The sequence below is a fragment of the Lentzea alba genome (assembly GCF_047445655.1).
Lineage (GTDB): Bacteria > Actinomycetota > Actinomycetes > Mycobacteriales > Pseudonocardiaceae > Lentzea > Lentzea alba_A.
In genome coordinates this window covers 51,861-76,090 of sequence record NZ_JAJAEG010000031.1, presented here as the reverse complement: position 1 = coordinate 76,090, position 24,230 = coordinate 51,861, and the positions used below count along the sequence as shown (strand labels likewise).

Sequence of the window (24,230 nt, the reverse complement as noted above, 5' to 3'; positions counted from 1 at the left end):
ATGAGCACACTCGACACCCTGCTGTCGCCGGGGATGGTCCGGTCCGCGGTGTTGCCCGTCGTTCGGCAGCAGGTTTCCGCGCTGGAGCCGACGCTCGCCCGGATCAGCTCCTACCACCTCGGCTTCATCGACGAGCACGGCGAGCCCAGCACGGCCGCGAACGGCAAGCTGACCCGCGCCTCTCTCATGATGGCGGCGGCAGCGGGAGTCGGACTGCGGCCGGAGGACGTCCTGTCCCAGGCGGCGGCACTGGAGTTGCTGCACAACTCCACCCTGATCCACGACGACATCATCGACGCGGACGACCTGCGTCGCGGCCGCCCGGCCGCGTGGAAGGTGTTCGGCACCGGCCTGGCGATCCTGGCCGGAGACGCGTTGCAGGCACTGAGCCTGGAGATGGTCGTCGACGACCTCGGCCCCGCCCGTGCGGAGATCTCCAGCGCGTTCGCCGAAGCCAACCGCCTGGTGCTCGCCGGTCAGTCCCGCGAGCTCACCGTCCGGCTGGGTCCGGACGCCGGCATCGCGGAGTACGACCGGATCGTGGAGGAGAAGACGTCCGCGCTGCTGGAGTGCGCGCTGGTGACACCCGCACTGCGGGCGGGCAAACCCGAGCGCGTCCTGGCGGCCCTGCGCGGTGCGGGCAGGCACCTGGGCCTCGCTTTCCAGATCCTCAACGACGTCGAGGACATCTGGGGTGACCCCGCGGTGACCGGCAAGCCCGTCCGCGGCGACATCGGGCGGCGCAACCCGTCCTTTCCGGTGCTGGCGGTGTTTCCGGCCAGCGAACGACTGCGCGGGCTGTGGCAGGCCGGCGACACCACGGCGGCGCACCTGCAGGAGATGGCCGACCTCGTCGAGGAGTCCGGTGGCCGTCGCGCCGCCGAGCAGACCTCCCGCGACCACTTCGACTCGGCTCTGGCGCACCTCGGACGAGCCGAGCTGTCCCCTGCGGCGTCAACCGAACTGACCACCTTGTTCGACCGCATCGTCCATCGCACCGCATGAACCCCGATTCCGGCGGAGGTCGTCAGTGAGCACCCCGGTTCAACTGCCTTTCGAGCAGGCGAACGTGCTGCAGCTCGCGCCAGAGCTGCGCACTCTCCAGTCCCAGGGCGCGGTCCACCGGGTTCGCACGCCCGATGGCGGCGAGGCGTGGCTGGTCACCGGTCACGCCCAGGTGCGGCAGTTGCTGGACGACGACCGGCTGAGCCGCAACAACCCCGACCCGCAGGCGAAGGACAGCGGGTCTGCGCTTCTCGCCAGTCTGCTGGGCGGTTTCGCCACCGACCACGACCGGATGCGTGCCCTGCTGGAGCCGCACTTCTCCGCCGAGCGGATGGCGGAGCTGCGGCCGTACGTCGAGAAGCAGACCGGGCAGCTGCTGGACGAGCTGGCCGGGCGGCAGCCACCGGTCGACCTGCGTGAGGCGTTGGCGTTGTCGTTGCCGATCCTGGTGATGTGCGAGTGGCTCGGCGTGCCGCAGGAGGACAAGGACCGCTTCGGCGGCTGGACCCAGGACGCCGCGAACATCGGGGACCCGGTCCGGTCCAAGCAGGGGCTGGGCGGGTTGTTCGGCTACTGCAAGCAGCTCATCGCCGACAAGCGGCGGAACCCGGGCGATGACGCGATCTCCAGGATCTGCGCGACCGAGGGCATCACCGACGACGAAGTCCTTGGGCTGACAGCGTTGTTGTTGTTCGGCGGCTATGAGACCACGGTCGCGCGAATCGGTACAAGTGTCCTTTTGCTACTGTCTGATCCGGACCAGTGGCAGGCGTTGCAGGACGATCCGGGCCTCGTCTCCGGCGCCGTCGAGGAGACCCTGCGGAGGTCGATGCCGAACCCGCACAACGGCGGCATGCCCCGCTACGCGGTGACGGACTTCGAGATCGACGGTGTCACCATCCGGACCGGCGACTTCGTGCTGCTGAACATCATCGCGGCCAACCACGACGAGACGGTCTTCGCCGGCCCTGGCGAGGTCGACGTCACGCGTGACACCGCGGACAGCCTCGTTTTCGGTTACGGCGCTTACAACTGCGTGGGCGCGGCGCTGGCGCGGATGCAGCTGCAGGTGGTGCTCACCCAGCTCGTCGCGCGGTTCCCGGCTTTGCGCCTGGCCGTCGGTGTGGAGGAGCTGAGGCTGCGCCGAGACACGCTGATCGGCGGGTTGGTCGAACTTCCGGTGACCTGGTGATTGGACCCTGATGCTGCACAAGATATCCGCGGGCGTAGTCACGAGGAGCCCGGACTCGATCCGCTCGTACCTCCTGCTGATGCGGCTGGACCGGCCCACGGGGTACGTGCTCTACCTGCTGCCAGGCCTGTGGGCCGTCGTCTTCGCCTCGGGGAACCGGCCGGATCTGCTGTCGGTGGCGGCCGTCGCCGTCGCCGCGGTGCTGATCCGCGGCTTCGCCTGCGCGAGCAACGACGTGACAGACAAGGAGATCGACGTCCGCGTGGCCCGCACCGTGGCGCGGCCTGTCGCGGCGGGGACGATCAGCGTCCGGAACGGGATCCTCTGGGCCGCCGCACAGGCCGTGGCCGCGCTGCTGGTCCTCGCGATGGCGAACGTCGAGACGGCGCTGGTCGCGCTGGCCACGTACCCGTTGATCGTCGCGTACCCGTTCATGAAGCGCTTCTTCGTGTGGCCCTCGGCGTTCCTCGGGCTGGTGATGAGCACCTACGTGTTCGTCGGCTGGACCGCGGCGACCGGGAACACCGACTACCCGCCCGCGGTGTACGGCCTGTACGTCGCGGGGACCTTCTGGACCATGGTCCACGACGCGATCTACTCCCACCAGGACAAGGAGTACGACCGGAAGATCGGGGTCAAGTCCTCCGCCCTGCTGTTCGGCAGGGCGACCAAGGCGTGGCTGTCGCTCTTCGTCGTGCTCAGCGTCACCGGCGTGCTGTGGGCCGGTTCGCTGACGCCGATCGGCTGGGCGTTCTACGTGATCGTCGTGCTGGCCGCGATCTACCTGTCCTACCTGCTCTTCCGGGTGGACCTGGACGATCCGAAGGCGTGCTGGGACACCTTCGTCGCCAACACCAACTACGGCTGGATCGTGCTCGCCGCCGTGATCGCGGGGCAGTTCACATGAGCGACTCGATGTGGCAAGGAAGTGGCGTCGATCTGGACGCCTACCTGAGGCGCGTGGGCTACGAGGGCGACGTGGCCGCCGACCTCTCCACGTTGCGGCGCCTGCACACCGCCCACGTCGACGCGATCCCGTTCGACAACCTCGACGCGCTGCTCGGGCGCACGGCGGTGCCGCTGGACCTGGCGAACGTCCAGGAAAAGCTGGTGCAGCAAGGCCGGGGAGGCTGGTGTCTGGAACAGGTCGTGCTGATGGCGGCCGTGCTGGACCGCATCGGGTTCACGTTCACGGCGTTCGCCGGCAGGACGCGGGTCCGGACCGGCAGCAAGTTCGGGCCGGCCCTGCACGTCGCACTGCTCGTCGAGCTGGACGGCGAACGTTGGCTCCACGACGTGAGTTTCGGTGCTTTCGGGCCGCACGAGCCGATCCGGTTCGCGCAGAACGCGCGGCTGGACAGCGACTTCTCGTTCGACCTCGTGCAGGAGCCGACCGGTGAACACGTGCTGCGGTTCCTGCGGCCGGAGGGACCGGCGGAGCTCTACGGCTTCACCACGGACGTGCGCTATCCGTCGGACTTCGAGCTCCTCAACCACTTCTGCCTCACGCACCCGCGCTCGCCGTTCAACCACCGGGTGATCCTCCAGCGCACGCAGGCCAAGGTGAGGCACCTCCTCGCCGGCACCGTGCTCACCGAGATCCGGCCCGGTGAACCGGCGACGTTCCGCGAGCTCGACGAGGCCGAGGTGCTGTCCGCTCCCGAGGAGATCTTCGGGATCACCCTGGCGCCGGACGACATCCAGACCCTCCGCAAGACCTTGGCCGGCCCATGACGCGAACACTGCTGGTGGACAACTACGACTCGTACACCTTCAACCTGTTCCAGCTGATCGCCGAGATCAACGGCCGGGAACCGACGGTGGTGGTCAACGACGACCCGCTGCTGCTCGACCTGCCGCTGGAGGACTTCGACAACATCGTCGTCTCGCCCGGTCCCGGCCGTCCGCAGCACGCCCGTGACATCGGCCTGGTCGGCGACCTGTTGCGCCGGACCACGTTGCCGGTGCTGGGGGTCTGCCTCGGCCATCAGATCATCGGGCACCTGGCGGGCGCGACCGTGTCCGCCGCGCCCGAGCCACGGCACGGGCACCTCGCCAAGGTCTCCCACGACGGGGACCCGTTGTTCGCCGGGGTGCCTCGTGAGTTCGTCGCGGTGCGGTACCACTCGCTCGGCGTGCAGGAGCCGTTGCCGGAAGAGCTCGTCCCGATCGCGTGGGCGGACGACGGCGTGCTGATGGCGTTGCGGCACCGGGACTTGCCGCAGTGGGGCGTGCAGTTCCACCCCGAGTCGGTCGCCTCCGGGTACGGCAGGGAGATCCTGCGCAACTTCGCCGAGCTGAGCCGCCAGACCCACTCGCCCCGGTCCGGGGAGCTGGGACTGATCAGCACGGTCGTCCCGACCGCCGCCGACGCCGAGTCCATCTTCCTGCGGCTGTTCGACGACAGCCCCCACTGCTTCTGGCTCGACAGCAGCAGGGTCGAGCAAGGGCTGTCCCGGTTCTCGTTCCTGGGCGACACGTCCGGGCCGCTCAGCGAGGTCGTGACCTACCGCACCGGCAGCGGGGTGGTGCAGGTGCGCGACGCCGGCGGGGTCCGCCACGTTCCCGGCAGCGTGTTCGACTTCCTGGAGCAGCGGCTGCGCGAGCGGCGGGTTCCCGACACGACCCTGCCGTTCAACCTGACCGGTGGGTACGTCGGCTACTTCGGTTATGAGCTCAAGTCGGAGTGCGGTGCCGCGGTCCGGCACACCGCGGAAACCCCGGACGCCGCCTGGATGTTCGCCGACCGGATCGTCGCGGTCGACCACCAGGAGGGGCTGACCTACCTGGTCGCCGTGCACGACGAGGCGACCCGGCGGGACGCGCAGGAGTGGGTGGACCGGACGGCGACCGTTCTCACCGGACTGCGCCCTGTCGACGGCGAGCCCGCGGGCGAACCGTGCGCGCCGCCTGACGCCGAGGAGTACCTGGTCCGCGGCCGCGACCGGTACCTGGCGGACATCGCGGAGTGCCGGCGGCAGCTGGTCCTGGGCGAGAGCTACGAGATCTGCCTGACCGACCGGCTGCACCTGCCGTTCCACGACGACGACACCGCCTTCTACCGGCGGTTGCGCCGGGCGAACCCGGCGCCGTACGCCGCGCTGGTGCGCTTCGACGACGTCACGGTCTTCTGCTCGTCGCCGGAGCGCTTCCTGCGCATCGAGCGGGATCGCACGGTCACCAGCAAGCCGATCAAGGGCACCGCGCCCCGCGACGCCGACCCCGTGCGCGACGCCGAGATCGCCGCCACCCTCGCGTCGAGTGCCAAGACGCAGGCGGAGAACCTGATGATCGTGGACCTGCTGCGCAACGACCTGGGCCGGGTGTGCGAGGTCGGCAGCATCGACGTCGATCCGTACCTGGCCGTCGAGAGCTACGAGACCGTGCACCAGTTGGTGTCCACCGTCCACGGCCGGCTCAAGGACGGAGTCAGCGCGATGGACTGCGTCCGGCAGTGCTTCCCCGGCGGCTCGATGACCGGGGCGCCGAAGCTGCGGACGATGGAGATCATCGACGGCCTGGAGACGGAGGCCAGGGGCGTGTACTCCGGCACCCTCGGCTACTTCGGCCTCTCCGGCGGCACCGACCTGAACATCGTGATCCGCACCGCGGTCCGCGTCGGTGACCGGTTGACCATCGGTGCCGGCGGGGCGATCGTGCTCGACTCCGACGCTCAGGACGAGTACGAGGAGATGCTGCTCAAGGCGGCGGCGTCGCTGCGGGCCTGGCGTGCTCCGGCGGTGTCGGACGCGGGTCAGCGATGAGTGCCGACCGGCAGTGGTGGGACGACGGGTGGTCGCCATCCGACGCGAGCGGGATGGTGCGGGTCATCGACTCGTGGCTAGTGGACGACGGGCGGGTGCGGGGATTCGGTCTGCACGCCCAGCGCTTCGGTGCAGCCTGCTCCCGCTTCTCCGGCCCGGAGACGGACGGGTTCCTGCGCGCGGTCGCCGAGTCGTTGCCGGCGCAGGGCCGGTGGTTTCCTCGCGTCGAGCTGGTGGAGACCGGCTCCCGGCTGCGACTGCGGCTGTGGCTACGTCCTGCTCCCCCGCGCACCGCGACCGTTCGGTTGTGGAACTCAGGCCCCGACCGCCGCAGCCTTCCCGCCGTCAAGGGCGTCGACCTGGACCACCTGGCCGCCCTGCGCACCGCCGCGCTCGCGGCAGGTGCTGACGAGGCGCTGTTGCTCTCGCCGGAAGGACACGTGCTCGAAGGATCAACGACGAGCATCGTCTGGTGGCGTGGCGACACCCTGTGCGGTCCGCCGCCCGGACCCGGCCTGCTCCCCGGGATCACCCGTGCCCTTCTCGGGGAGCTGGCCGGGCAGGTCGTTCCGGAAACAGCCACCCCTGCAGAGCTTTCTGAAATTCCTGTGTGGACGGTCAACGCGCTGCACGGCATCCGGCCGGTCGCCGAGGGGCTGGGCCGGTTGTGCGAAGAGGATCTGGTGGTGGCCGAGCACTGGCAGTCGCGCCTCGACTCCTGTGCCGACCACGTGAGGAGGTTCACCGATGTCCGCTGACTACGAGCGCGATCTGCTGATCCAGCTGACCCGTCGCTGGGGCAAGCGGGTGGCCGTCAAGAAGGACGAGCTCGACCTGGACGGGCACTTCGACGCGGCGCTGCCGGACTTTCCCGAACACCTCGTGCCGGTACTGGACCTGCCGGGCGCCGACCGGCTCGACCGGGACGCCCGCGAGCGCATCCTGTCCGCGGCGTGGATCGCCTACAACGCCAAGACGGCGGCCATCGAGGACGAGATCATCCTGCCGGCCTGCCGGTTGATGCTGCAGGAACGGATCCCGGTCCGCCGTGACGACGTCGCCGTCGACGCGCTGCACCAGACGATCATCGACGAGCACTACCACATCCTCATGTGCCACAACGCTGTTGGCGTGACGCGGCGGCGCCGGGACATGGCGGATGTGCGGTTCGCGCCGGACGTCTGGTCGGTGGTCCAGGGACGGGCCTCGGCGCGCGCCGGGTTGTCCGGGTTCGACCGCGACATCGTCGACATCGCGTTCTCGCTGGCTGCCGAGACGACGATCAGCGGGTTCCTCTCGACGCTCTCCACGGCCCAGGACATCCAGCCGATGAACCGGATCACCACCGATCTGCACCGGCGGGACGAGAGCGGCCATGCGGTGGTGTTCCGCGAGCTGTGCGGCTCGCTCTACCGGAGTTTGGACAGCGCGCAGCAGCAGATGTTCCGTGAGGCACTGGTCTCCGGGCTGACCGCGTTCCGCTCCGCCGACCTGGAGCCGTGGGTGGCCGTTGCGGCCCAAGGCGGCTTCGAGATCGGTACCGACCAGCTGCGCGAGTGGGCGGCTGCGCGGCCCGTGCCGAAGCGGGACACCGGGCCGTTGCAGCTGCTGCTCGACGACCTGGGGATCAGCCACGACCTCGTCGAGACGGGCCGATGAGCGAGAGCACGATCGACACGGTCCCGGACTGGCGGACGCTCGTCGCCTGCCAGCAACCCGAGTGGCCCGACCAGGCCCGGCTCGGCGAGGTGGTGGACGACCTGGCGGCCTCGCCCGCCCTGGTCACGCCGTGGGAGTGCGACGCGCTCACCGCACGCCTCGCGAAGGTCGCTGAGGGCAGAGCGTTCCTGCTGCAGGGCGGTGACTGCGCCGAACGGCTCGACTCCGTCTCGGCACAGACGATCCGGCGCAAACTGCGTCTGCTGCAACAGATGTCCGTGATCCTCTCGTCCGCCTCGACCCTCCCGGTGGTCACCGTGGGCCGGATCGCCGGCCAGTACGCCAAGCCGCGGTCCTCGCCGACCGAGACCGTCGACGGGCGCACGCTGCCGGTGTACCGGGGCGACGCGGTGAACGGCACCGGCTTCACCCGGACCGAACGGCAGCCCGACCCGTTCCGGCTGCGTCGCGTGTACGACGCCTCTCAGTACACATTGGACGTTCTGCGGGCGAGCGGCGCGGAGGTGTTCGCGAGCCACGAGGGCCTGCTGCTCGACTACGAGGACGCGCTGACCCACGAGCGCTCCGGCCGGCGTTACGCAGGCAGCGGTCACATGCTGTGGATCGGTGACCGCACCAGACAGCTCGACGGCGCCCACGTCGCCTACTTCGCGACCATCGACAACCCGATCGCGGTGAAGCTGGGCCCGTCCACCACACCCGAGCACGCGCTGGCCCTGATCGACCGCCTCGACCCCGACCGGCGGCCGGGCAGGCTGACGTTCATCGTGCGCCTGGGAGCCCGCCGGGTGCGGGACCTGCTGCCCGAGCTCGTGGAGAAGGTCAACGCCTCGGGAGCGCCGGTGGTGTGGGTGTGCGATCCCATGCACGGCAACACCTTCCAGGCACCCTGCCGGCACAAGACGCGGCGTGTCGACGACGTTCTCGACGAGGTCGCCGGTTTCCTGGAGGTGCACAGGGCGCTCGGCACCCACGCGGGTGGCCTGCACATGGAGCTGACCGGTGAAGACGTGACCGAGTGCGTCGGCGGCGGAGTGGGGTTCGAGGACCTGCACCGCGTCTACGAGTCGGCGTGCGATCCGCGCCTCAACGCCGGTCAGGCTCTCGAACTGGCCTTCCTGGTCGCCGAAATGCTTCGGTGACCAGGAAGGCGAGCGATCACGCCGGGTTCGTGTAGAGCGTTCCCTCCGACCAGATGTACCTGGTTCCGCCCCATCGGGCCGCCGACTCGACGTCGGGGAAGAAGCCCCGCCCCTCCAGGTTCGCGCTGGTGTTGCACAGCACGGGGATGCCGCTGATCTCCGCGTATGCACGGAGGATGCGCACGGTGGCGGTGTCCTGAGTGGACTTGATGGTCTGCAGCCGGGCGGTGCCGTCCAGGTGCACGATCGCCGGGACACGTTCCGCCCAGCCCGGACGCATGCGGTGCTCGAAGATCATGTACGGGTCGGGCGTGCCGGGTTCGAAGACCTCCGGCGCGCGGTCCTCCAGGCAGATGGGCGCGACGGGGCGGTAGGAGGCCCGGTTCTTGATGTCGTTGAGCCGGTCCTTCATCCGGGTGCTGGTCGCGGGCGCGATGATGCTGCGGTTGCCCAGGGCGCGCGGGCCCAGCTCCGCCCGGCCGGACAGGACGACCACCGGTTCGTCCTCGGCGTGCAGGAGAGCGGCCAGTTGCCGTTCGTCGCACGGTTGTGCGCGCCACCCGTCAGGCAGGGTGCCGGTGGCGATCTTCGGTCCACTGTAGACGTTCCACTCCAGTGCCGTCCGGCCGTGCCGGAACATCTCGCAGGCGGCTGTTCCGATCGCGGCACCCGCGTCGTTGGGGAAGGGCGGGATGAAGACCTCGCGGAACACGCCGCTGGCCCGGATCGCGCTGTTCCACTTGATGTTGAGCGCGCAGCCGCCGCCCATCACCAGGTTGTGGTCGCCGTCCGGAAACCGGCCGCGCACCGCCGAGGTGAGCCGTTCCAGCAGGTTGTGGCCGAGGTAGGCCTGGTAGGTGGCGATGAGGTCCGCGTTGGACAGGCCCGGCATCAGCTCGTCGCGGTTCGCGGCGACCTTGTCCCCCAGCACCCCCACCCTGTCGACGGTGATGTCGCTGAGTTCGGCCATGAGGTCGTCGAACACGGCGAAGGCACCGGTGTCGACCTTGCCCTTGGCCGCGTAGGCCATGGCCTTTCCCGCGACGGAGAGGTGGTGGCGGATGAACCGGTCCGACGCGATGTCGTCGGTGTCGGGCAGGTACGGCTCGAACCGCGCGCAGAACGCCGCGAAGCTGCCTCCGAAGACGGGCATGAGGACCTCGACCAAGGTCACCTCACGGGTCTCCGCCCGCACCAGGTAGAGGCGCGGCGTGATGATGCCGTCCCAGACCAGGACGAACGCGTCCTCGCCCCTGGCGGCGAACGGGCTCGACACGTACGTGCCGATGAGGTGGTTGGCGACGTGGTGGTAGCTGGCGTAGTCGCCGAGACCGTGGCCGCGGAAGGTGTGGCGTCGCAGCGGATCGCCGTCGCTCTCGACGTACGGTGCGACGCGGAGCTGCACCGGCAGACCGCCGGCGTTCACCGCGACCGCAGGCTCCCCCGCGTCGTCCTGCGTGTACCAGCCGTCGACCACGAACTGGTCGATGTCAGCGGGCGACAGACCCTCCGCGGCGAGGATCTCGGTCACGCGTTCCAGGTTTCCGAGGGAGCTGTACCGTTCGCCGTTCTGCAGCTTCTCGATCTCGTAGCTGAAGAGCAGGCGGCCGTCCTCGATGACCGCGACTCCGCCGTCGTGTGATGCCTTGATTCCGCATATCCGCATTGGTCAGCCACACCTTTTCGGGAAATGTGAGAAAGCGTCTAACGGTGGTTCAGCCGCACCGGAAGTGAATCGAGCCCGCGAATGATCGTGCTGTTGCGCCACCGCAGGTCCTCGGGGTCGGCGGCGAGCCTCATGGCGGGAAACGCGTCGAGCAGGGCGCCGAACGCCATCTGCACCTCCACCCTGGCCAGCGGTGCCCCGAGGCAGTGATGGATGCCGTGCCCGAACGCCAGGTGGCCGGCGGCGGGGCGGCGGACGTCCAGCACGTGCGGGTCGTCGAAGCGCTGCGGGTCGCGGTTGGCGGAGGCGATCGCCAGCAGCACGAAGTCGCCGGCCGGGATCTCGACGTCGCCGACGTTCAGCGACTCCTTGGCACAGCGGAAGGTGGCGTGCTTCAGCGGGCTCTCCAGCCTCAGGAACTCCTCGACCGCGCCCGGCAGGAGCGTTCGGTCCTCGCGCAGGACCTCCCACTGGTCGAGGTTCCGCATCAGGTGGAGCGTGCCGTTGCCGAGGGCGTTGAGCGTGGTCTCGAAACCGGCGATGAACAGCAGATAGGCGGACGAGATCAGTTCGGTCGTGGTCAGCCGGTCGTCGACGTCGTGCGCCGAGACCAACGCGCTGAGCACGTCGTCCGTGGTTGCGCGACGTTTGCGCTCGATCAGTTCGCCGAGGTACTCGGCCACCGCGGTCGCGGCGGCGGTGGCCTCTTCCGGCGAGGTGCCGGAGACGAGCGCCTTGGACCAGGACTTGAAGTTCGCCTGTTCCTCGACCGGTACGCCCAGCAGCAGGCAGATCACCCGGATCGGCAACGGGAACGCGAAGGCGTCCAGCAGGTCGACCTCGTCGTGGTCCGCGAGGGCAGCGACCAGTTCGTCGGTGATCTTCTGGATCTCCGGCCGGAGAGCTTGGATGGCGCGCCCGGTGAAGGCCTTGCTCACGAGCTTGCGCAGCCTGGTGTGGTCCGGTGGGTCGGTGTGCATCATGTGGCTGGCGATGACCGAGGAGAAGCCGCCGCGCTTGCTGCGGTCCGCCTCCTTCTGCGCGAACAGCCCGTCGATCCTGTTCAGGTCGGTGCTCAGCCGGGGATCCGCCAGCGCGGACCGCACCGCCTCGTACCCGGTGATGAGCCAGACCGGCAGCCCGCCGACCAGGGGAACTCCGGCGGGCATCCTCACCAGGTGCGCCGAGCCCTCGGTGCTGAGCTTCGCGTACACCGAGTAGGGGTCCTGCACGAACGCGTCGTCGAGTTCCAGAGGGGCGGAATCGTGGTCCATGGGCACATCCTCGATTGCAGGAGTCCTCGTGAAATCACTATCAAGGAACGACCGGCCGCCGCAATGATGCTTATCAAAAAGCCTAAACGCGGCCCGAACGGCGTGACTTGCCCGACGAACTGCTGCTAGTGTCGCAATTCGGGGCTGTTTCCATTTTCGGAGATGACATTGCGACTTGCGCAAGTAATGGCGAACGTCTTCGAGCGCTACGGGGAACGGCCCGCTGTCGGTGAGCGCGCGCGGGACGCCCAGGGGCGCCTGCTGCCCCGCTACGAGATGACCACCTACCGGGAGCTGTGGAGCCGCACCCGCGCGGTGGCGAGCGAATGGCACCACCACCCGCGGCGTCCTCTCGTCGCGGGCGAGCGAGTGGCGCTCCTCGGGTTCACGAGCCGGGACTACGCGACGCTGGAGCTGGCGTGCGGTTATCTGGGCACCGTCAGCGTTCCGTTGCAGACCGGGGCGTCGAACCTGGCGTCGATCATGGCGGAGACGGAGCCGTTCCTCCTCGCCGCGAGCAGCGAGCACCTGGGCGTGGCGACCGAACTGGCCCTGCGCACGCCTTCGGTCCAGCGGCTGGTGGTGTTCGACCACGACCCGCGCGTCGACGACCAGGCGGAGCGGCTCGCCGCTGCCCGCGCCAGCTTGGACGTGGATGTCGTTGCACTGCAAGAGGTTCTCGACCTTGGCGCTAGCCTGCCCGAAGCTCCGCCGTACATCCCCGGCGACGACGAGGACCCTCTGGCGAAGCTCGTGTACACATCGGGGAGCACCGGGACACCCAAGGGCGCGATCTACACCGAGCGGCTGGCGAGGGTCACGTGGGAGGACCGCGCGAACCGGGAGGGCCTGGTCGCCCTGCACTACACGCCGCTGAGCCATTTCGCGGGCTACTTCACGCTGACGAACGCACTGGCGCGCGGTGGCACCAGTTGCTTCACCGCCGGCAGCGATCTCTCGACGTTCTTCGAGGACGTCGCTCTCGTCCGGCCCACCGAGTTGTCCCTGGTGCCGCGGGTGTGCGAGATGCTTTACCAGCGCTACCAGAGCGAGCTGGCCGGAGGCGACCCGGCCGAGGTGCTCACGCGTTTGCGCGAGGACGTCCTCGGAGGGCGTGTCACCTGGGCCACCTGTGGCTCCGCGCCGCTGTCGGCCACGCTGAGCGAGTTCATCGAGTCGCTCCTCGGCATCCCCGTGTACGACATGTACGGCTCCACAGAGGTCCCGGGCATCGCCGTCAACGGCACCCTGATGAACCCGCCGGTGATCGACTACAGGCTGGCCGACGTGCCCGAGCTCGGTTACTTCCGCACCGACTCCCCGCACCCACGCGGCGAGCTGCGGGTGAAAGCGGACGGGATTCCCGGCTACTACAAGCAACCCGAGCTGACGGCGGATCTCTTCGACGAGGACGGTTACTACAAGACCGGTGACATCGTCGCCGAGCTCGGTCCACGCCGCATCGCCGTCGTGGACCGCCTCAAGAGCGTGCTGAAGCTGTCGCAGGGCGAGTTCGTGGCCGTCGCGCGGCTGGAGTCCGTCTTCGCCGCAGGGCCGCTGGTGCGGCAGATCTTCGTCTACGGCAACAGCGAGCGCTCTTACCTGCTCGCGGTCGTCGTGCCGACCGCGGATGCCCTGGAGCGGTACGACCGGGAACGTCTCGTAGAACTGCTGATCGACTCGTTCCGGCAGATCGCGAAGGACACGCGCCTGAAGTCGTACGAGATCCCCCGCGGTCTGCTGCTGGAGACCGAGCCGTTCAGCCAGGCCAACGGTTTGCTGTCCGACCAGCGCAAGCTGTTGTGGCCCAAGCTCGTGGAGCGTTACGGCGAGCGGCTGGAACAGCTGTACGCCGAGATCTCGGCGCGCGAGACCCAGGAGTTGCTCGACCTGCGCCGCGGTGACCTGCCGGTGCTGGAGACCGTCCAGCGGGCCGCGCGGGCATTGCTGGCGGGTTCGACGGCCGAGGTGAGTCCTTCCGCGCACTTCCGCGACCTCGGCGGCGACTCGCTGTCGGCGGTGTCGTTGTCGAACCTGTTGCACGACACGTTCGGCATCCGCGTGCCGGTCGACGTCATCATCAGCCCCGCACACGACCTGCAGCAGCTGGCCGCCTACGTCGAGGCCAAGCGTCGTGGCGGTGCGATGCGGCCCACCTTCGCGTCGGTGCACGGCTCGGACGTGACCGAGGTACGCGCGGAAGACCTTGTGCTGGAACGGTTTGTCGACGCTGAAACGCTGTCCGCTGCCCGTCAGCTCCCGCTGCCGGCCGGGGAGCCTCGCCGTGTTCTGCTGACGGGCGCGAGCGGCTACCTGGGGCGTTTCCTCGCCCTCGAATGGCTTCAGCGGCTGGCTCCCGTGGGCGGCAAGCTGATCGTCGTGGTCCGCGGCTCCAGTCCTGACGCCGCCCGGCAGCGTCTGTTCGATGCCTTCGGCGACTTCGAGGAGCACCTGGAGGTGCTGGCGGGAGACATCGCCGAGCCAGGGCTGGGGTTGGACGAGGCGACGTGGGAGCGGCTGACCGGTGAGGTGGACCTGGTCGTCCACGCGGGCGCCCTGGTGAACCACGTGCTGTCGTACCGGCATCTGTTCGACGCCAACGTTCTTGGCACCGCGGAACTCATCCGTCTGTCGCTGACTCAGCGGCTCAAGCCGATCACGTTCATCTCCAGCGTGGCGGTGGCCAGGTCGCGGAAGGGGCAGCCTCTCGACGAGGACTCCGACGTGCGTGCCGCGCTGCCGGTCCAGCCTGTCGACGACGGGTACGCCGGTGGGTACACAACCAGCAAGTGGGCCGGAGAGGTGCTGCTGCGGGAGGCGCACGACCTGTGCGGGCTGCCGGTGACGGTGTTCCGCTCCACCATGATCCTCGCGCACAGCAGGTATGCCGGGCAGCTGAACGTGCACGACATGTTCAGCCGGCTGATGTTCAGCCTTCTCGCGACTGGCGTTGCCCCGCAGTCCTTCTACCGCGGCGAGGGCGCCCACTACGACGGTCTGCCCGTCGACTTCACCGCAGCCTCGGTTGTCGCGCTGGGTCCTCGCGGGTACCAGACCTTCAACCTGATCAACCCGCACGACGACGGGATCTCGCTCGACACGTTCGTGGAGTGGCTGGTCGAAGACGGCCACGCGATCGAGCGGATCGCGGACTACGGCGACTGGCTCGTCCGCGTCGAGGCCGCGCTGCGCAGTCTGCCCGAGGACCGGCGGCAGTACTCGATCCTCCCGCTGCTGCACGGCTTTCAGGAGCCGGAGCCGGCAGTGCCCGGTTCGGACGTCCCCTCAGCCCGTTTCCGCGAGGCTGTCGGGGACATCCCGCACCTGTCTCGTTCCCTCATCCGCCAGTACGCACGAGGTCGCGAACATGAGTGAGTACGACTACATCGTGGTGGGCGGCGGGAGCGCGGGGTGCGTGGTGGCCGCCCGCCTGGCCGAGAACGCGACCGTGCTGTTGCTGGAGGCGGGTAGCGCGTCTCCGGTGACCACCACGCCGAACAACTGGCTGTCGCTTCTGGGCACCGAGTCGGACTGGCAGGACACGACTCTGCCGGAGCCGGAACTCGGCAGAGCTCTCGCCTGGCCACGCGGGAAAGCGCTGGGTGGCTCTTCCAGCATCAACGGGATGATCTTCGCCAGGGGGCACCGGAGCAGCTACGACTGGGGCAAGGGGTGGGAGTTCGACGACCTGCTGCCGTTCTTCCGGCGCAGTGAGCACGCGCCCACCCGTGATCCGGCTCTGCGCGGTGTCGGTGGCCCGCTGGTGGTCGCCCCGGCGGAGCAACAGCATCCGGCGGCGGCAGCGTTCGTGGATGCAGCTGTGGAGGCGGGCCACCGGCGTGCGACGGACATCAGTGGCGGCTTGGAGGAGGGCGTCGGCTGGGTCGACCTGAACATCGTCTCCGGCGCCAGGCAAAGCGCTGCCGACGCCTACCTGGGCTCGCAGACCAATCTGGACGTCGTGACGGACGCGCTGGTCAAGCGAGTGGTGTTCGACGGACGCAGGGCCACCGGCGTCGAGTACACCGTTGGCGGCCAGCACCACCGCGCCTCAGCCGCCGAGGTGGTGCTGTGCGCGGGCACCATCGGGACCGCTGAGCTGATGATGCGGAGCGGGCTCGGTCCGGCCGGTCACCTGCGTGACATGAACATCGGCGTGGTCGCCGACCTGCCCGGCGTGGGCGAGAACCTGCACGATCACCCGCTCTGCTTCGTGATGTACAGCAGTGCGCGACCACTCCCGATGAGCTCGTACAACAACGTCGAGGTGCTCGGGCTGCTGCGCAGCGATCCCGAGCTGGACGCGCCGGATCTGCAGTCCTGCCTGTCGCCGGCCGGGGACAGCGCCTACGTGATCACGTTCTCCCTGATGACGCCGCACAGCCGCGGCCGGCTCCGGTTGTCCGACCGGGGAGTCGAGCTGGCTCCGCGCTACCTGACCGATCCGCGGGACATGACCGCGATGGTGAACGGGATGCGGCTGGTGCGCGAGATCGGTGCGGCTAGCGCGCTCAGGCCGTGGCGTGGGCAGGAAGCGGAGACGGGTGGCGAGGCCTACATCCGGGCGACCACGGGGACGTACTACCACTACGTCGGCACGTGCAAGCTGGGTGCGGACGAGATGTCGGTGGTGGACGAGGAACTGCGCGTGCACGGCGTCGAGGGCCTGCGGATCGCGGACGCCTCGGTGATCCCGCGGATCCCGTCGGCCAACACCTGCGCGACCGTGGTCGCGATCGCGGAACGAGCCGCGAGCCTCATGACCCGTTGACCGGTGCGGTTTCGCCAAATCGTTGGCGAGCAATGCGTTAACGCGGTTTAGTCGATGGGGTGACTGACTACTACCGGCTGCCGCTCGAGTACGTCGACGACCCGCACGCGCTGCACGACGTGCTGCGCGCCGAAGGACCGGTCAAGGAGCTCCGCCTCGTGCACGGGCTCAAGGTCTGGCTCGTCAGCCGCTACGAAGAGGCGCGCACGGCGCTGAGCGACCCGCGGATCAGCAAGGACATCAGCAAGGGCGGCTGGTTGTTCGAGCACCACGCGGACTCGAACTCCGGCAAGCGGATGTTCGACGACGTGCTGAACTCGCACATGCTCAACGCCGACCAGCCGGACCACACCCGGCTGCGCAAGCTGGTGAACAAGGCCTTCACCTCGCGCCGTGTCGAGATGCTCCGGCCCAGGGTCGAGGAGATCACCAAGGAGCTGCTCGACGACATGGAGGGCACCGTCGACCTGCTCGACGCGTTCGCGTTCCCGCTGCCGATCACGGTGATCTGCGAGCTGTTCGACATCCCTACCAAGGACCGCGACTCGTTCCGCGAGTGGACCACCACGCTGCTGACCTACAACACGCAGGAGGCGGTCGCCGCGGCCGGAGCGGCCATGTCGCAGTACCTGCTCGGGATGGTCGAGGAGAAGCGGAAGGCGCCGGGCGACGACTTCTTCTCCGCACTCGTGCACGCCGAGGACGAGGGCAGCCGGCTGTCGGAGATGGAGCTGGTCTCCATGGCGTTCCTGCTGCTGGTGGCCGGGCACGAGACGACGGTCAACCTCATCGGCAACGCCGTGTTCGCGCTGCTGCGCCACCCCGCCCAGCTGGCGCTGCTCAAGGAGAAGCCCGAGCTGATCGCGGGGTCGACCGAGGAGTTCCTGCGCTACGAGGGACCGGTCAACCTGGCGACCTTCCGCTACACCACCGAACCCGTCGAGCTGGGCGGCGTGACCATCCCGAAGGACGAGCTGGTTTTGGTGTCGCTGCTCGCGGCGAACCGCGACTCGGCCCGTTTCGCGGCGCCGGACGAGCTGGACGTCACCCGTCAGGCGGCCGGGCACGTGGCGTTCGGGCACGGGATCCACTACTGCCTCGGCGCGCCGCTGGCGCGGCTGGAGTTCGAGATCGCGCTGCGCGGACTGCTCTCGCGGTTCCCGGACATCGAGCTCGCCGGGTCGCCGCAGGAGCTCGGGTGGCGCGACAGCACCCTGATCAGGGGCCTGATCACCCTGCCGGTGCGACTGGGTCCCTAGGCTTTTGCGGTAGAACAGCCCGTTGGCCCACGAAATCGGCGCCGCACAGGCCCAAAGATCAAGCGGCACCCAGACCTAGTCGGACCGGGTGACCGCAGACCGATCGTGACTCGACGCGCTGCGTCCCACCGAGGAGCGGACGAGGCTGGCCAGCAGGTCCGCGCTGCTCGCCGAGGTGGCGGAGCTCATCGGCGACGACCTGGTGGCGTGGGGCGTCGAGCACGCCCGCGCGCTGTTCGAATGTGCGTACGAACGGGATCCTGGTTCCTCCGAGGCGCGGGTCGCCGAGGCGGTGGTGCTCAGCGCGCTGGTCTCGGCGCGCACCGGCCGGGCGGACTGCGGTTCGCTCATCTCCGAGGGCGACAGGGCCACCAAGGCGGCGGTGGCCAGGGGCACATCAGTCGAGGTGGTCGTGCAGGGCGTGCAGCGGACCTAATGCCAACGTCGCCAGGGAGTTGTCGTCGCTGGCGGAGGAGAAGCTCTCCGTCTCGGAACGCGGTGCGGCCACGCGGCAGTTGATGTCGGATCTGTTCGGCGGGCTGGACTTCCTGTCCAGCACCCTGATCGCGCAGTTCACGGCCGAGCGGGAGCGGTGGCTGCGGAGTGCGGCGTTCACGCGGCGGGATCTCGTGGAGTCGGTGCTGAGCGGGGCGTCGGACGGTCAGGTCATGAGCCGGAGGCTGGGATACGACCTCTCGCGCCATCATCTCGCTCTGCTGGTGTGGAGCGACGAGCTGACCGAGTACACCGCGCGGGACCTTGAACGCGCGGCCCTGCGGGTGTTGGCGGGGTGCACCGCGCAGCTCCTGGTGGTGGCGGGGCCGACGAAGTTGTGGGCCTGGGGATCGCGGGCAGGGAGCGGGCCGCGGGCGGAAGTGCCGGACGATCTCGACGTGCACGTCGCCGCCGGGTTGCCCGAGGCGGGCACAGTCGGGTTTCGCGCGAGTCACGAGCAGGCCGTGGCGGTGGAGCGGTTGACCCGGCTCGCGGGTCGCAAGCCGGGTCTGTCCACCTACGAGGAACTGGGTTTGGTGGCGCTGGCCGCCGAGAACATCAACACTGCCAAGGATTTCGTACGGCGGGAGTTGGGGCCGCTCAGCGCTGACGACGCGGCGAGCGCCGAGTTGCGGTTGACGCTCAAGGCTTATCTGGACCACGACAAGGGCGTCGCGGCTGCGGCCGGCGAGTTGCACGTCGCCAAGAACACCGTGCCGTACCGGGTTCGCAAGGCGGAGCGGTTGCTCGACCGGTCGGTGCGGGACGACCGGTTGCGGCTGCAGGTCGCCCTGCACCTGGCCGACGCTCGGAACCTCAGTGCTGGGTTGAGGTCAGCCTCGCGTCGTGGTGTGCCGCCATCCGCACCGGCGCGTTGACCACGCCGAACCCGCGGTAGTCCCCGATGCGCTGCACCACCTCGAAGAACACCCGTGCGCCCGCCAGCTCGGTGTAGAAGTGCAGGAACTCGCCGCGCGCATCGCGGTCGTAGAGCACGGAGCACTCCTGCAACGCACCGATCGTTTCTGCGGCAAGACCAGTCCGCGCTGCGAGGTCGTCGTAGTAGTTGGCGGGGATCTCCAGCACCCGTGCGCCCAGCGTTCGCAACGCCCGAGCGCTGGCCAACGCGTCGTCGCACGAGAACGCGATGTGCTGCGGTTCCCGGACGGCAGGCGCCCAGTCGCCGCGCCGGACCAGTGCGGCGTCCAGCGACAGCCGGATGCCCGAGCCGCTGACCCCGCGGCCGCGCACGAGTCCGTAGGGCGCGGCGAACTCCGTGACGGGGCCGGGTTCGAGGCCGAGCACCGAGCGGTAGAACAGCGTGGCCTCGTCGAAGTGGTCGAACGGCTGGGTCAGCGAGACGTGGTCGATGCCCGTGATGCCGGCCGCCGGCGCTGACTCGCCGGTCGGGACGAAGTCCTCGATCCAGTCGTCAGAGGAGCAGAAGAAGATCTGCGTGCCGTCGGGTGCGGCGATCGCGGTCAGCGCCGCTTCACCGGGACCGGCCGTGCGGGACAAGGCAGGAGCGAGCATTCCCTCAGAGCGCTGGCCTGCCGCAGTGGGGTCGGGCACCGTGATGCCCAGAGCGGCGATCGTGCCGGGTTCGCCCGACGCGTTGACGAGTACCCGTGCCTCGCCCTGGGTCCACAGCTCCACCGGCTTCGTGCGGTGCACGCCCGCCCTGGTGAAGCCCAGCGCGGCCAGGCCGGAGTCGCCGACGATCTCGGCGAACGCGTAGCCCTGCGAGGCGGGCGCGGAAGGAATGTCCAGCAGCCCCAAGGAGTCCTTCAACGCCAGCAACGAGCGCATCGCGTCGACAGAAGCGCGGTACGGGTCGGCCTGGCGGAAGACGTCGTTGAAGACTTCGAGCGACAGCGGGCCGGTGTAGCCGGTGGCGAGGACGTGACCGGTGAACGTGGTCAGGTCGAAGTCGCCCTGGCCGGGGAAGAGCCGGTGGTGGCGGCTCCACTGCAGGACGTCCATCGGCAACGTTGGCGCGTCGGCCAGCTGCAGGAAGAAGATCTTCTCGCCGGGGATCGCGCGGATCACCCGTGGATCGTCCCCTTTGGACAGGATGTGGAAGCTGTCCAGGCACACGCCGAGTGCCGGGTGCGCGGCGCGGCGGACGATTCGCCACGCGTGTTCGTAGCCGTTGACGTACCTGCCCCACGCGAGCGCTTCGTAGGCGATGCGCAGGCCGCGTTCACTCGCGCGCGAAGCGAGAAGGTGGAGTTGCTCGGCCGCGAGATCGTCGTCGTCGATGGCGTCCGGCGACACCGAGGAGCAGACGAGCACCGTGTCGACGCCCAGCTCCGCCATGACGTCGAACTTGTGCTCGGCGCGGCGCAGGTTGGCGGCGAGGACGTCCGGCGGCACGGCCTCGAAGTCGCGGAAGGGTTGGTAGAGGTCGATGCTCAGCCCGAGGTCGGCGCAGCGCTTGCGGATCTCGGCGGGTCCGGGACGCGCGGCGAGCAGGTCGTTCTCGAACAGTTCGATGCCGTCGAAACCCGCCTTCGCCGCAGCGGCGAGCTTGTCCTCCAGCGTGCCGGACAGGCAGACGGTGGCGATGCCGGTGCGCGGGTCAGGCCGCATGAGCGGGTTCCCCTTCCATCTCCTCGAAGTGGGCCAGCATCCGCGCCGCGTCCGGCTCGATGCCGGTGAACAGCCGCATGGACTCTGCGGCCTGCAGGACGACCATGCCGCCGCCGTGCAACACACGGCAGCCCCGTGCGCGTGCCGCCGCGAGCAGAGCCGTCTCCAGGGGCCGGTAAACGATGTCGGCGACCCAGAGTTCGTCGTGCAGCAACGACTCGTCGATCGGCAGCCCCGGATGCGCGGCCATGCCCGTGGGTGTCGCGTGGACCAGCCCGTCGGCGGTCTGGACGGCGTTCGGGGTGCACATGACGGCGCGCTCAGCTCCGAACCTGCGCTGCAACGCGTCCACGAGCTCCGCGCTGCGAGTCAGGTCGACGTCGTGGACGCCGAGCCGCGCGGTGCCGAGCGACAGCAACGCGTGCCCCACGGCCGCGCCCGCGCCGCCCGCGCCCAGCAGCACGACCTTGTCCATCGCGACGTCGGGCAGGCCGCGACTCAGGCTGTGGGCGAACCCCGCCGCATCGGTGTTGTGGCCGATCGTCTTGCCGTCCTCGAAGAGCACGGTGTTGACGGCACCCAGCGCGGCCGCCTCGGGCTCCAGCTCGTCCAGGTACGGGATGATCGCCTGCTTGGCGGGATGGGTGATGTTGAGGCCGTCGAACCCCGCGATCCTGGCCGCCGCCAGCACCTCGCCCAGCGGAAGGCGGAGAACGTCCAGGTCGAGCAGGCGGTAGACGTAACGCAGCCCGAGCCGGTCGGCCTCGCGTTCGTGCAGCGCCGGGCTCAGGGACGGACCGATACCGGAGCCGATGAGGCCGATCAGGAAGCTGGACACCCGTCCTCCGTAATGTACGAACTAGTGAGTTCACGTTAGCGCAGGTCTCGGCGTGCCGGAAGTACTCCACTAGAGTTGCCTGGTCATCCGTTGATCGAAGGGGTACCCGGTGGCCGCACCGTCGTCGTCCGAGGCCGAGCGCCAGCGCGACAAGGAGCGCACCCGCGCCGACATCCTCGACGTGGCCACACACGAGTTCGCGGACAAGGGCTACACCGGCGCGCGGGTCGACGAGATCGCCGAGCGCACCAGCACCACGAAGCGGATGATCTACTACTACTTCGGCGGCAAGGAGCAGCTCTACATCGCCGTCCTGGAACGGGCCTACTCGGCCATTCGCGCACTTGAGGCCGGTGTCGACGTCGAGCACCTCGACCCGGAGATCGCGATCCGCCGGCTCGCCGAGCTCACGTTCGACCACCACGAGGCGAACCCGGACTTCATCCGCCTCGTCAGCATCGAGAACATCCACCACGCCAAGCACATCGCGCGCTCGGAGATCCTGGCGAACCTCGCGAACCCGGCGCTCGACGGCCTCGCCCGAGCCCTCGAACGCGGCCGCGAGTCAGGCCGGTTCCGCGGCGACGTCGACGCGCTCGACATCCACCAGGTCATCAGCTCGTTCTGCGTGTTCAGGCTCGCGAATCGGCACACGTTCGCCGCGATCTTCGGGCGGGACATGCTCGACCCGGCACGGCGCGAGCACCACCGGCGCATGCTCAGCGACCTGGTGATCGACTACCTGACCAGCTGAAAACCAGCTCTTGACACCTGGGGGTCACGTGTTCGACCTTTAATTAACTAACTAGAACGTACATCGGAGTACGCCGTGACCACATCGATGGCCCGCAAGACCGCGCTGGCGGCCTGGATCGGCAGCGCGCTGGAGTACTACGACTTCTTCATCTACGGCACGGCCGCGGCACTGGTGTTCAACAAGGTCTTCTTCCCCGCGACCTCGCCCGCGACCGGCACCCTGCTCGCGCTCGCCACGTTCGGCGTCGGCTACCTCGCCCGTCCGGTGGGCGCCTTCGTGCTCGGGCACGTCGGCGACCGCTTCGGGCGCAAGAAGGTCCTGGTGTTCACACTGCTGTTGATGGGCGTGGCGACGTTCGCCGTCGGCTGTCTGCCGACCTACGCCTCGGTCGGTGTCCTCGCACCGGTGCTCCTGGTCGTTCTCCGCCTGCTGCAAGGACTTTCGGCGTCGGGCGAACAGGCGGGCGCCAACTCGATGTCACTGGAACACGCGCCAGAACACCGGCGCGGCTTCTTCACCAGCTTCACCCTGAGCGGCACCCAGGCCGGGCAGATCCTGGCCACCGCGATCTTCCTGCCCGTCGCCGCACTCCCCCAGGACGACCTGCTGTCGTGGGGCTGGAGGGTTCCGTTCTGGTGCAGCGCCCTGGTCGTGGTCGTCGGGCTCGTCATCCGGCGCAAGATCGACGAGACATCCGCCTTCAAGAAGGCCGAGGTGGCCAAGCTGCCGGTCGCCGTGCTGTTCCGCTCCCACTGGGCTGCCGTGCTGCGGGTCGTCATCGCGGCCACCATCGCGTCGGTCAGCACGATCTTCACCGTCTACGCCTTGAGCTACGCGGTGAACACGGTCGGCTTGGCCCGCACGCCGATGTTGTGGGTCGGCGTGCTCGCGAACGTCGTCGCGCTCGCCGCCATCCCTTTGCTGGCCGGGCTTTCCGACCGGATCGGCCGCAAGCCCGTGTTCATCGCGGGCTGTCTCGGGTGCGCGATCCTGATCTTCCCGTACCTGTGGTCGATCTCGATCGGCTCGTACGCGCTGGTGTTCACCTTCGGCATCCTGATGTTCGGCGTCGTCTACTCCGGCATCAACGGGATCTGGCCGTCGCTGTACGGCGAGATGTTCAGCACCCAGGTCAGGCTGTCCGGCATGGCGATCGGCACCCAGTTCGGTTTCGCGATCGCCGGCCTCGCTCCCAGTGTGGTGTCCGCGATCGGTTCCGGCCGCGACGGCTGGGTGGGCGTCGCGATCTTCACCGCCGGGGTGTGCGTGCTGAGCGCGGCGGCGATCGCGACCGGGCGTGAGACCTTCCGGCTTCCGACCGCGGAACTCGGGCGCTCACCGAAACAATCGCGGGTTCCTGCCGCTGCTCAGGTCTGACGCGGCTGGATCACCAGGATCACCGACAGCACCACGAGCAGGCCCAGCAGCACCGCGTTGAGCCACTGGTCGCGCGGCTCGTACATGTGCAGCATCGTCAGGTGGTAGACGAAGTGCAGGGTGTTGAACACCAGGAGCGCGGCGCCTGTCATCTGGACGATCACCGGCTTCCTGGCGTTCGCGAACGCCAGGAAGCTCAGCACGGTGAGCGCCAGGTACATGGCGCCGACGTCCTTGATGAGATGTTCGTTGTACGGGCCCAGTTGCGGCAGCCAGCGCAGGCCGAAGCCGGGGAAGTTCGCGTACCAGGACGCCGCAGCGAAGTAGGCGTAGATGCCGACGTAGGCCGACGTGACGCCGATGAAGGCCAGGCTGATCCGGTCGAGTAGCAGTTTCATGTCATGTGGACGAGACGGCG

The 24,230-nt window shown here is 68.9% G+C and carries 20 protein-coding genes; 15 read left to right on the top strand and 5 right to left on the bottom strand.

The window, feature by feature from the left end:
• Genes LFM09_RS38880 through LFM09_RS38845 form a run of 8 tightly spaced genes read left to right on the top strand, consistent with a single transcriptional unit; the run spans position 1 to position 8,783 of the window.
• Positions 1 to 1,005, top strand: coding sequence for a polyprenyl synthetase family protein (locus tag LFM09_RS38880; RefSeq protein WP_414101630.1), 1,005 nt, complete (start codon positions 1 to 3; stop codon positions 1,003 to 1,005).
• Between the two features lie 25 nt (positions 1,006 to 1,030).
• Positions 1,031 to 2,197 (top strand): cytochrome P450, encoded by a 1,167-nt coding sequence (locus LFM09_RS38875; RefSeq protein WP_414101629.1) that lies wholly within the window; start codon positions 1,031 to 1,033, stop codon positions 2,195 to 2,197.
• A 10-nt stretch (positions 2,198 to 2,207) separates the two neighbouring features.
• On the top strand, positions 2,208 to 3,104 hold the full coding sequence (locus tag LFM09_RS38870; RefSeq protein WP_414101628.1) for a UbiA family prenyltransferase: 897 nt from the start codon (positions 2,208 to 2,210) through the stop codon (positions 3,102 to 3,104).
• Positions 3,101 to 3,931 carry an arylamine N-acetyltransferase family protein gene (locus LFM09_RS38865; RefSeq protein ID WP_414101627.1) on the top strand — a complete coding sequence of 277 codons (831 nt, stop codon included), beginning with the start codon at positions 3,101 to 3,103 and terminating at the stop codon, positions 3,929 to 3,931. Before LFM09_RS38870 ends, LFM09_RS38865 begins: the two co-directional genes overlap by 4 nt.
• A complete protein-coding gene (gene pabB, locus LFM09_RS38860; RefSeq protein ID WP_414101626.1) occupies positions 3,928 to 5,961 on the top strand; it encodes an aminodeoxychorismate synthase component I in 2,034 nt (677 codons plus the stop codon). Before LFM09_RS38865 ends, pabB begins: the two co-directional genes overlap by 4 nt.
• Positions 5,958 to 6,719, top strand: coding sequence for an aminotransferase class IV (locus LFM09_RS38855; RefSeq protein ID WP_414101625.1), 762 nt, complete (start codon positions 5,958 to 5,960; stop codon positions 6,717 to 6,719). The genes pabB and LFM09_RS38855 overlap by 4 nt, the downstream gene beginning before the upstream one ends.
• Entirely contained in the window at positions 6,709 to 7,620 is a 912-nt protein-coding gene (locus tag LFM09_RS38850; protein ID WP_414101624.1) for an AurF N-oxygenase family protein, read from the top strand. The genes LFM09_RS38855 and LFM09_RS38850 overlap by 11 nt, the downstream gene beginning before the upstream one ends.
• On the top strand, positions 7,617 to 8,783 hold the full coding sequence (locus LFM09_RS38845; RefSeq protein WP_414101623.1) for a 3-deoxy-7-phosphoheptulonate synthase: 1,167 nt from the start codon (positions 7,617 to 7,619) through the stop codon (positions 8,781 to 8,783). Before LFM09_RS38850 ends, LFM09_RS38845 begins: the two co-directional genes overlap by 4 nt.
• A 16-nt stretch (positions 8,784 to 8,799) precedes the next feature.
• On the opposite strand, the gene LFM09_RS38840 is transcribed toward LFM09_RS38845, so the two are convergent.
• Both LFM09_RS38840 and LFM09_RS38835 read right to left on the bottom strand, forming a co-directional pair.
• A complete protein-coding gene (locus LFM09_RS38840; protein ID WP_414101622.1) occupies positions 8,800 to 10,449 on the bottom strand; it encodes a carbamoyltransferase N-terminal domain-containing protein in 1,650 nt (549 codons plus the stop codon).
• A 38-nt stretch (positions 10,450 to 10,487) separates the two neighbouring features.
• Positions 10,488 to 11,723, bottom strand: coding sequence for a cytochrome P450 family protein (locus LFM09_RS38835; RefSeq protein WP_414101621.1), 1,236 nt, complete (start codon positions 11,721 to 11,723; stop codon positions 10,488 to 10,490).
• Between the two features lie 162 nt (positions 11,724 to 11,885).
• Here LFM09_RS38835 and car point away from each other — a divergent pair, with 162 nt between their 5' ends.
• The 5 genes from car to LFM09_RS38810 all read left to right on the top strand — a co-directional run bounded on the left by car (position 11,886) and on the right by LFM09_RS38810 (position 19,126).
• A complete protein-coding gene (car, locus tag LFM09_RS38830) occupies positions 11,886 to 15,098 on the top strand; it encodes a carboxylic acid reductase (RefSeq protein WP_414101620.1) in 3,213 nt (1,070 codons plus the stop codon).
• Positions 15,091 to 16,494, top strand: coding sequence for a GMC family oxidoreductase (locus LFM09_RS38825; protein WP_414101619.1), 1,404 nt, complete (start codon positions 15,091 to 15,093; stop codon positions 16,492 to 16,494). Before car ends, LFM09_RS38825 begins: the two co-directional genes overlap by 8 nt.
• 59 nt (positions 16,495 to 16,553) lie before the next feature.
• Positions 16,554 to 17,753: a cytochrome P450 family protein gene (locus LFM09_RS38820; protein WP_414101618.1), complete on the top strand. Its 1,200-nt coding sequence runs from the start codon at positions 16,554 to 16,556 to the stop codon at positions 17,751 to 17,753.
• A gap of 175 nt (positions 17,754 to 17,928) precedes the next feature.
• Complete coding sequence (locus LFM09_RS38815) at positions 17,929 to 18,189, top strand: hypothetical protein (RefSeq protein WP_414101617.1); 261 nt, start codon at positions 17,929 to 17,931, stop codon at positions 18,187 to 18,189.
• A 19-nt stretch (positions 18,190 to 18,208) separates the two neighbouring features.
• Positions 18,209 to 19,126, top strand: a complete 918-nt coding sequence (locus LFM09_RS38810) for a PucR family transcriptional regulator (protein WP_414101616.1) — start codon at positions 18,209 to 18,211, stop codon at positions 19,124 to 19,126.
• Here LFM09_RS38810 and LFM09_RS38805 read toward each other — a convergent pair.
• Both LFM09_RS38805 and LFM09_RS38800 read right to left on the bottom strand, forming a co-directional pair.
• Positions 19,065 to 20,840, bottom strand: a complete 1,776-nt coding sequence (locus LFM09_RS38805; RefSeq protein ID WP_414101615.1) for a bifunctional sugar phosphate isomerase/epimerase/4-hydroxyphenylpyruvate dioxygenase family protein — start codon at positions 20,838 to 20,840, stop codon at positions 19,065 to 19,067. The genes LFM09_RS38810 and LFM09_RS38805 overlap by 62 nt on opposite strands.
• On the bottom strand, positions 20,830 to 21,678 hold the full coding sequence (locus LFM09_RS38800) for a shikimate dehydrogenase (RefSeq protein ID WP_414101614.1): 849 nt from the start codon (positions 21,676 to 21,678) through the stop codon (positions 20,830 to 20,832). The genes LFM09_RS38805 and LFM09_RS38800 overlap by 11 nt, the downstream gene beginning before the upstream one ends.
• 109 nt (positions 21,679 to 21,787) lie before the next feature.
• On the opposite strand from LFM09_RS38800, the gene LFM09_RS38795 reads away from it, so the two are divergent.
• Both LFM09_RS38795 and LFM09_RS38790 read left to right on the top strand, forming a co-directional pair.
• Positions 21,788 to 22,432 (top strand): TetR/AcrR family transcriptional regulator, encoded by a 645-nt coding sequence (locus LFM09_RS38795; RefSeq protein ID WP_414101613.1) that lies wholly within the window; start codon positions 21,788 to 21,790, stop codon positions 22,430 to 22,432.
• A gap of 75 nt (positions 22,433 to 22,507) precedes the next feature.
• Positions 22,508 to 23,812: an MFS transporter gene (locus LFM09_RS38790; RefSeq protein WP_414101612.1), complete on the top strand. Its 1,305-nt coding sequence runs from the start codon at positions 22,508 to 22,510 to the stop codon at positions 23,810 to 23,812.
• On the opposite strand, the gene LFM09_RS38785 is transcribed toward LFM09_RS38790, so the two are convergent.
• Complete coding sequence (locus LFM09_RS38785) at positions 23,803 to 24,210, bottom strand: hypothetical protein (RefSeq protein ID WP_414101611.1); 408 nt, start codon at positions 24,208 to 24,210, stop codon at positions 23,803 to 23,805. The genes LFM09_RS38790 and LFM09_RS38785 overlap by 10 nt on opposite strands.
• Positions 24,211 to 24,230 lie beyond the last annotated feature (20 nt).

Excerpts from the sequence above, each read along its gene's own strand:
- LFM09_RS38845 (WP_414101623.1), top strand. The coding sequence starts at position 7,617 with ATGAGCGAGAGCACGATCGACACGGTCCCGGACTGGCGGACGCTCGTC.
- car (WP_414101620.1), top strand. The coding sequence starts at position 11,886 with ATGACATTGCGACTTGCGCAAGTAATGGCGAACGTCTTCGAGCGCTAC.
- LFM09_RS38855 (WP_414101625.1), top strand. The coding sequence starts at position 5,958 with ATGAGTGCCGACCGGCAGTGGTGGGACGACGGGTGGTCGCCATCCGAC.
- LFM09_RS38865 (WP_414101627.1), top strand. The coding sequence starts at position 3,101 with ATGAGCGACTCGATGTGGCAAGGAAGTGGCGTCGATCTGGACGCCTAC.
- LFM09_RS38850 (WP_414101624.1), top strand. The coding sequence starts at position 6,709 with ATGTCCGCTGACTACGAGCGCGATCTGCTGATCCAGCTGACCCGTCGC.
- LFM09_RS38785 (WP_414101611.1), bottom strand. The coding sequence starts at position 24,210 with ATGAAACTGCTACTCGACCGGATCAGCCTGGCCTTCATCGGCGTCACG.
- LFM09_RS38805 (WP_414101615.1), bottom strand. The coding sequence starts at position 20,840 with ATGCGGCCTGACCCGCGCACCGGCATCGCCACCGTCTGCCTGTCCGGC.
- LFM09_RS38825 (WP_414101619.1), top strand. The coding sequence starts at position 15,091 with ATGAGTGAGTACGACTACATCGTGGTGGGCGGCGGGAGCGCGGGGTGC.
- LFM09_RS38880 (WP_414101630.1), top strand. The coding sequence starts at position 1 with ATGAGCACACTCGACACCCTGCTGTCGCCGGGGATGGTCCGGTCCGCG.
- LFM09_RS38835 (WP_414101621.1), bottom strand. The coding sequence starts at position 11,723 with ATGGACCACGATTCCGCCCCTCTGGAACTCGACGACGCGTTCGTGCAG.
- LFM09_RS38870 (WP_414101628.1), top strand. The coding sequence starts at position 2,208 with ATGCTGCACAAGATATCCGCGGGCGTAGTCACGAGGAGCCCGGACTCG.
- pabB (WP_414101626.1), top strand. The coding sequence starts at position 3,928 with ATGACGCGAACACTGCTGGTGGACAACTACGACTCGTACACCTTCAAC.
- LFM09_RS38840 (WP_414101622.1), bottom strand. The coding sequence starts at position 10,449 with ATGCGGATATGCGGAATCAAGGCATCACACGACGGCGGAGTCGCGGTC.